Raw genomic sequence first — 2,034 nt, 5'->3', positions numbered from 1 at the left:
GCCACTTTTGCCATAACCGTGTTTTTTCACAGGAGATGTCTGTTCACAAAACGGGCATCTTACATCAACTTTAGCCACTGTATTCCACATCCAAAACCGGACATTTCACACTGCAATCAACATATTGAATACACGACCGCGATTTTTTTATGCGTCAATCCGCGCTCTTCGCGTGTCAATCGCCATGTTATCGCATTCCATTCAATCTGTTTCACCTCTGGCGTTCACTGTGTAATCAGATGCGTGAAATCCATAAAATTCTGCTTGACCGAAAGCAGTCGACTCCCTATAGTACCGCACCGCTGCCCTTGAACGGCAACCCCCGGTGAGGTGTCTGAGTGGCTGAAGGAGCACGCTTGGAAAGCGTGTATACGTGAAAGCGTATCGAGGGTTCGAACCCCTCTCTCACCGCCATATAAAAGAACGCCCCTGGGCAATCAGGGGATTTTTTGTTTTTTGCGTACAGCCTGATTCTCATTCCCCCGGCTGAAAACGCTGATACAGATGAATCCCCAATAGCATGGTTGCCAGACTGACCGTCATTGCCACCGTTGCCATCGCCATTCCCTGCCTTACAGACCCTTGCTCAAACTGCCGCCAAATAAAGATCGCTGTGGTTTGCACACCGGCCGGCGCCAAGAGCAATGAGGTCACCAGCTCACGAACGGCAACGGCAAACACTAGCAGCATCGCCGCCAGCAAGCTGGGGAAGACAAGCGGTGCCACCACGTAGCGCAATGCCCTCAACGTCGAGGCACCGTGAACGCGGGCGGCAGCTTCCAGGTTAGGACCCAGTTGACGCAATGCCGCACTCACATAGCGGATGGGATAAGGCAACAATAAGCAACTGTACGCCAACAGGAGAATCGCCTAGGTGTTGTAGGGCTTAATTGGCCAAAAGCTTCGGTTCCAGTACAATATCAGCCCCACGCCAACCACAATGCCGGGAAGCGCCACAGGCAACAGAGAGAGGCCATCCAATAGCGCAGCACCGCGGACACGCCTTACCGTCACCAGCTAGGCTCCAACCCCCCCGTCAGTAATGCAGTGCCGCTGGCTAATCCCATGCTGCTTAAGAGCGCACTGAGCGCCTGATTCTGATTGTTCAGCACTGCACTAAAATGTCTTAGCGTCACATTGTCCGCAGATAACCCACCGGATAGGGTGCCGGAAAAGGCGGTTACCAGCATGGCGCTCACCGGAATGCCTACAGCAATCACCGCCACGCCGAAGAACAACGTCACGAAGGGCAGCGTCCAGCGCCCCGGTTCACGAATCACAATGGCCGCTGGCTTCCCGGTAATGGTGCCAACATCTTTTCCCGCAGTGAGTGCGCGCTGAACGGTGTAGGCCGTCAATGCCAATGCAACCAACAACAACGACAGCACCGCTGCACCTGAAAGATCGATAGGCCAATCTGCAAGGCGTTGCTCAATTCCGGTGGTCAATGTCTGAATCCCCGCATGTGGGCCAATCGCAGCAGGCACGCCGTACTCCTCAATTGCCAGCGCGAACGCCAGCAGACAACTGGCCGCAATCGCTGGTAATGCCAACGGTAATGTAATACGGAAAAATGTCGCCCACGGACCCGCGCCATGTACCCGGGCAACATCTGCAAGACGCCCACCGTGACTCGCCATGCTGCGCGAGACGGCGAAATAGACCACAGGGAAAATATTCAATGCCATCACTATCGCCATACCCGGTAATGAGAACAGCAACGCATTAAACTTGAACGAGAAAATCTGTTCCAGATAACCACGCGCTTGCAGTGCAAGCATCCATGACAGTGCCGAAATATACGGAGGGATCAAAAAGGGGATCAGAAATAATAAATCCCACACAAGGGCACAGGGAATATAGAACAACCCGCGTAAGGTTCCCAGCGTTATCCCTAATATGTACTAGCTCAGACCTGATCTGACAGTTACCGATTATTTATACAGGTGTCTGTCAGATTACATCTGGTTCAGATTCTTTTCTGCCCAGATCCGTTTTCCATCGAGTAAAGTGGCCATCGGCGTACGCCCGCAG

The 2,034-nt window shown here is 53.1% G+C and carries 1 tRNA gene and 2 pseudogenes; 1 reads left to right on the top strand and 2 read right to left on the bottom strand.

The annotated features are described in order from the left end of the window. A pseudogene (locus QZ506_RS18810) lies at positions 1-78 on the bottom strand (IS1 family transposase); the annotation flags it as partial. A 246-nt stretch (positions 79-324) separates the two neighbouring features. Here QZ506_RS18810 and QZ506_RS18805 point away from each other — a divergent pair. Beyond that, positions 325-414: transfer RNA gene (locus QZ506_RS18805), tRNA-Ser, on the top strand. 60 nt (positions 415-474) lie between these two features. Here the strand turns inward: QZ506_RS18805 and QZ506_RS18800 are convergent. Next, positions 475-1,901, bottom strand: a pseudogene (locus QZ506_RS18800) (ABC transporter permease); the annotation flags it as partial. Positions 1,902-2,034: the final 133 nt, after the last annotated feature.

This window comes from Candidatus Symbiopectobacterium sp. (genome assembly GCF_020054415.1).
Taxonomy (GTDB): Bacteria; Pseudomonadota; Gammaproteobacteria; order Enterobacterales; family Enterobacteriaceae; genus Symbiopectobacterium.
The sequence above is the reverse complement of the archived record's forward strand: the minus strand, read 5'-3'. Positions and strand labels throughout refer to the sequence as shown.